The 4,650-nt window shown below is 66.0% G+C and carries 5 protein-coding genes; 4 read left to right on the top strand and 1 reads right to left on the bottom strand.

Going from position 1 to position 4,650, the window contains the following annotated elements; genetic code table 11:
* The first annotated feature begins 178 nt into the window (after positions 1-178).
* Genes AC1VAN_RS12350 through AC1VAN_RS12340 form a run of 3 tightly spaced genes read left to right on the top strand, consistent with a single transcriptional unit; the run spans position 179 to position 2,575 of the window.
* The gene (locus AC1VAN_RS12350) at positions 179-1,438 is read left to right on the top strand and encodes a sensor histidine kinase (protein WP_032977067.1); all 1,260 of its coding nucleotides are present in this window, start codon (positions 179-181) and stop codon (positions 1,436-1,438) included.
* Positions 1,428-2,198, top strand: coding sequence for a LytR/AlgR family response regulator transcription factor (locus tag AC1VAN_RS12345; RefSeq protein WP_480985888.1), 771 nt, complete (start codon positions 1,428-1,430; stop codon positions 2,196-2,198). The genes AC1VAN_RS12350 and AC1VAN_RS12345 overlap by 11 nt, the downstream gene beginning before the upstream one ends.
* 32 nt (positions 2,199-2,230) lie before the next feature.
* The gene (locus AC1VAN_RS12340; RefSeq protein WP_442251700.1) at positions 2,231-2,575 is read left to right on the top strand and encodes a hypothetical protein; all 345 of its coding nucleotides are present in this window, start codon (positions 2,231-2,233) and stop codon (positions 2,573-2,575) included.
* Between the two features lie 39 nt (positions 2,576-2,614).
* Here the strand turns inward: AC1VAN_RS12340 and AC1VAN_RS12335 are convergent, their stop codons facing one another.
* On the bottom strand, positions 2,615-3,229 hold the full coding sequence (locus AC1VAN_RS12335; RefSeq protein WP_025878393.1) for a hypothetical protein: 615 nt from the start codon (positions 3,227-3,229) through the stop codon (positions 2,615-2,617).
* 309 nt (positions 3,230-3,538) lie between these two features.
* Between AC1VAN_RS12335 and AC1VAN_RS12330 the strand changes: the two genes are divergently transcribed.
* The gene (locus tag AC1VAN_RS12330) at positions 3,539-4,468 is read left to right on the top strand and encodes an oxygenase MpaB family protein (RefSeq protein WP_032977064.1); all 930 of its coding nucleotides are present in this window, start codon (positions 3,539-3,541) and stop codon (positions 4,466-4,468) included.
* The last annotated feature ends 182 nt before the right edge of the window (positions 4,469-4,650 follow it).

Here is a 4,650-nt window from a genome sequence, read left to right as displayed (position 1 = left end):
GTAGTGCCGGCCGCTGGCCGGCAACCCGGTGATGCATCTGGAAGCAATGGGGAGCCGGCCAGCGGCCGGCGCTACCAGAACCGGTTCCATCCACCCTTTCCCGGTCTTCGTCGCACATCGCTTGTTTGCCCGAAGGGCCGCTCTATGCTCGGCTCACCCCTTCCACCAAGGCGCCGCCGTGATCGCCAGCTTCTCCCTCATCATCCGTCATCTGCTGGCCTGGGCCGCGGCGCTGTTCGTTGCCGGCATGGTCTGGAGTGGCATCTTCAGCGGCATGAACGACGGCCCAGGCTGGGTGTTCGGGCTGCTGGTGATGTTCCTGATGATCTCCGCGCTGGGCAGCGCGATCACTCACGTGCGCCGGGTCTGGCTGGTGGCCGGTCGCCTCGATGGCGCCACCTTGTCCGGCCGCCAGCGCCGGCAGATCGAACTGCCGATGGATGCCGGCCAGGCCTTCGCAGTGGTCGAGGCTGCCGTCGGCGAACTGCCGCGGGTGGAAGAGGTGGAGAGTTCTGCTGGCAGTCTGCAGGTACGTGCCTATGTGCGGCGCGTCGACCTGTGGAACGGCCGGCAACCGTCGCGCTGGAACCTGCCGGCGCGGCTGGCGATCAAACGCAACAGTGTGCTGGCCACGGTAACGCCGGGGCAGGGCACCAGCACGGTGACCCTGCTGTTCGAACCGGACGCCGGCTGGTGGGCCGATCTGCTGGCACTGGATGAAGGCAGCAACTATGAGAACGCCGAAGCGGTGACCCGTGCGATCAGTCGCCGTGTGGCTGACCAGCGCCGCGACGAGCAGGCCGCTGCCGAACAGACCCAGGTGGAAAAGGAACTGTCGGTCGCGCGCTTGAACCTGCTGCACGCGCAGGTCGAGCCGCACTTCCTGTACAACTCGCTGGCCAATGCGCAGGTGCTGACCCGCACCGACCCGGCGCGCGCCGAGCAGATGCTCGGCCACCTGATCCAGTACCTGCGCAGTTCGCTGCCGCAGGTGGACGAATCGGTTTCCACGCTGGGCGTGGAGCTGGAACGTACCCGCGCCTATCTGGAAATCCTGCGCATCCGCATGGGCGCACGGCTGGCGGTGGAAGTGCAGGTGCCCACCGAGCTGCACGAAGTGAAGATGCCGGCGATGGCGCTGCAGACCCTGGTCGAGAATGCGATCAAGCACGGCCTGGAGCCCAAGCCAGGCGGCGGCACGATCTGGATTCTCGCGCGTGGTTTCGATGACCATGTCACCGTGACGGTCGCCGACGATGGGCTCGGTTTCGGACAGGGCACCAGCGGCACCGGCATCGGCCTGAAGAACCTGCGCGAGCGCCTGCGCTTGACCTGCGGCGAGCAGGCCGGAGTGGCGATCGTGGCCAATTTCCCCAGTGGTGTAGCCGCTACCATGACCCTGCCGCAGTCGGCCAAGGAGCCCAGCCATGCCGCTTGAAGCGCTGATTGCCGAAGACGAGGAGCTGCTGCGGCACTCGCTGGTCGAGCAGCTCGGGCGGCTGTGGCCGGAGCTGAAGCTGGTGGCCGAATGCGAGGACGGTGCCAGTGCGCTGGAACAGCTGGCCGAGAAGCAGCCGGACATCGCCTTCCTCGACATCCGCATGCCCGGCATCAGCGGCATCGAAGTGGCGCGGTCATTGGCCGAACTGAGCCCGCGCACGCAGGTGGTGTTCGTCACCGCCTACGACCAGTACGCCATCGATGCTTTCGAGCAGGGCGCGATGGATTACCTGCTCAAGCCGGTCAGTGACGAACGGCTGCTGGCCACGCGCGATCGCATTCTTTCGCGGCTGCCATCCGCGCGCCAGGACGATGCGGTGCTGGAGCGCCTGCTGCAGCGCCTGGGTGCAGGCCCGGTCGCCAACGACCGGCCGCCCCTGGCCTGGATCACCGCCAGCAATGGCCGCGATACGCAGCTGATCATGCTCGACGATGTGATCTATTTCCGTGCTGACAACAAGTACACCACGGTGGTCACTGCCGCCGGCGAAAGCCTGCTGCGCACACCGCTGCGCGAGCTGCTGGAAGTGCTCGATCCGCTGCACTTCCGCCAGGTGCATCGCTCCACCATCGTCAACATGAAGGCGGTAGCAGCCGTCAGCCGCGACGATACCGGCCGTGGCGTGCTGCGCCTGCGCCAGCGTGCCGAAACCCTGGTGGTCAGCCAGYCGTTCATGAGTCTGTTCCGCGGCATGTAGCCGCAGCCATTGCCATCCACCGAGGAACGAACATGCGCCGTATCCTGCTTGTAGGTCTCGCCGTGCTGGCCATCGCCGGCTGCGAAAAGTCCAGCAACACGTCGATCACCCGCACCAATGCCAATGGCGTGGACACGCTGTACAGCAAGAGCACGGTGGTCGATGGCGTGGCGCGTTTCGAATGCATCGCCAGCAGCAGTGGCCAATGCCATTACCTGGTGCTGGCGCCGGGCTGCAGCACCGACACCGCTTGCGCGAAGCCGCCGCTGCGCCGGTTCGCGGTGGCCGCAGGCAAGACCGAGCAGGTCAGTGGCCTGCCGAAGGACTTCCGCCAGTGCGTCAGCGACGTGCAGAAAGAACAATGCCACCGTGACTGAGCACGGTGGCATTGTGGCTCCCCCCGGATTGCGTTCGGCTCAGTAAGCGGGCTGCAGCGTCATGTCGTGATGGTGTTCGGTTTCACCGACATGATTCAGGCGACCCACCAGTTCGGAGTGCTGCTTCATGCGCCCGATCTCGGTCATGATGCGGATGTCCTCGTGGCGCAGCTCGCGCTTGGCGGTGACCGCCTGCTTGTAGTCCAGCACTTCCGGATAGTGTTCAGCCAGGTCCAGCGCTTCGGCCACGTGCTCGACGCTGTCGGCCTTGGAGGTGATGCGCGCGCGGCTGTTGAAGGCCTTCATCCAGCGTTCGAAGCCCGCTGTGCGGTCGAACATGTTGGCCATGAACCAGATCACGAACAGGATCGAGATCCACGAGCCGAACACCACGACCACGCGGGTGAAGGTGATGTGGTAATCGTCGCGCCACAGGTAATTGGTGATCAGGCCGAGGATCAGCAGCGAAGCTGCCTGCCATCCGACGATCGAAGTGATCAGCCATTGGCACTTGGCCTGGGCCAGCACCGCCACTTCATCGCGGATCTGCTGTTCGCTGAGGCTGCGCCAGTGCGCGACCTGTTTTTCGAACGGGCTGCTGTAGAGCTCGTTGTCGCGAAGCAGTAATCCCAAACCCTTGAACAAAGCAATCATGGCTGGCTCCTTGTGGAACGTGCGGCGATCTGCAGTGGACGGTGTGGCGGGTTCAGTTCTAGCACTTCCAGCGAGCGGTGCAATGGCCTCAAGGCCACGCGGCACAAGGGTTCTGTCTGAACAGGTGAATATTGTTGCGACGCAGCATTGCCCGCGTGGCCTGCGACAAGATGTCGCAGGGTGAAATGTGCTGCGCGCGCACATGAAACCGACGCTGAGCGGATGGGCTCGCTGTGCCGGTCGTGATCGACCAGAATCGGGGTGGACCGCGCAGGACGTGGTCCGTCCCTCCGCCGATCTGGACCCGTGATGCCGCCGTTGCTGCACCGTCTTTCCCGCCCCGTCACCGCGCCGATCCGGCGCTGGGTCCTGGATGCGTTTCCGCGTGGCCAGAGCGGCATCGACTACGACCATCCACTGGGCGATCCCGGCTGGTTCGGGCCGGACAGCGTCACCTGGCGGATGCACGCTGAGCTGCCCTCGATGCTGGCCGGCGGTCTGTGTGCGCTGATGCTGCAGACGCTGCATCCGCGCGCGCTGGCCGGTGTCTACGATCATTCCAATTTCCGCCAGGACCTGGTCGGCCGCCTGCGCCGTACCACTGCTTTTGTGGCCGGCACCAGCTACGCGCCGGCGCGCGAGGTGGAAGCGCTGGTGGCCAAGGTGCGGCGCATCCACGCGCAGGTTCGCGGGCATACCGCGCAGGGTGAGCCGTATGCCGCCGATGATCCGCACCTGCTGACGTGGGTGCACGTGACCGAGGCCTACGGCTTCCTGCAGGGCTATCGCCGCTACGGGCGCGAGGTGCCTGCCGCGATCGCCGACCGCTATTACGACGAGTACCGCTGCGTGGCCGAAGCGCTGGGCGCGGCGGACGTACCACGCAGTGCAGCGGAAGTGGATGCGTATTTCTGTGCACGGCAGCCGGAGCTGGTGGTGGACGAACGCTCACGCGAAGTGTTGCAGGTGCTGTCCGGCGTGCGCCTGCCGGTGCCGGTGCCCGGCCTGTCGCGCGAGATCTTCCTCGGTGCCGGTGCCGCGCTGCTGCCGGAGTGGGCCGAGGGCATGCTAGAGCGCAGCACGCGCCAGCGTGCGCAGGCCGCAGCTTCGGCGAAGCTGATGCAGGGCATGGCGCCGCTGTTCCGCCGCGCGCTGCCCGACGGCCTGGCGAGCCGCGCCTGCGCCCGCGTGGGTGTGCCGGTGGAATCGTTGCGCGAGTGGCCGGCATTGCCCCGGTAGGCGCCGACCTTGGTCGGCGCGCCTTGCCGCGGTGCCCATCCATGCGATGCGTGGATGCCGGAAGAACGCCAACCAAGGTTTGCGTCTACCCATGGAAATAAAACGGGCGCCTTTCGGCGCCCGTCTGCGTTACATCACCACACCTTGACCCGCTTGTCCGGGGCCAGGTACAGCTTCTGGCC

Source organism: Stenotrophomonas sp. 05L44_2, assembly GCF_056665995.1.
This window is presented reverse-complemented; position numbering and strand designations above follow the sequence as displayed.

Bases quoted from the DNA above. Each gene is read 5' to 3' on its own strand.
- AC1VAN_RS12330 (WP_032977064.1), top strand. From the start codon at position 3,539: ATGCCGCCGTTGCTGCACCGTCTTTCCCGCCCCGTCACCGCGCCGATC.
- AC1VAN_RS12340 (WP_442251700.1), top strand. From the start codon at position 2,231: ATGCGCCGTATCCTGCTTGTAGGTCTCGCCGTGCTGGCCATCGCCGGC.
- AC1VAN_RS12335 (WP_025878393.1), bottom strand. From the start codon at position 3,229: ATGATTGCTTTGTTCAAGGGTTTGGGATTACTGCTTCGCGACAACGAG.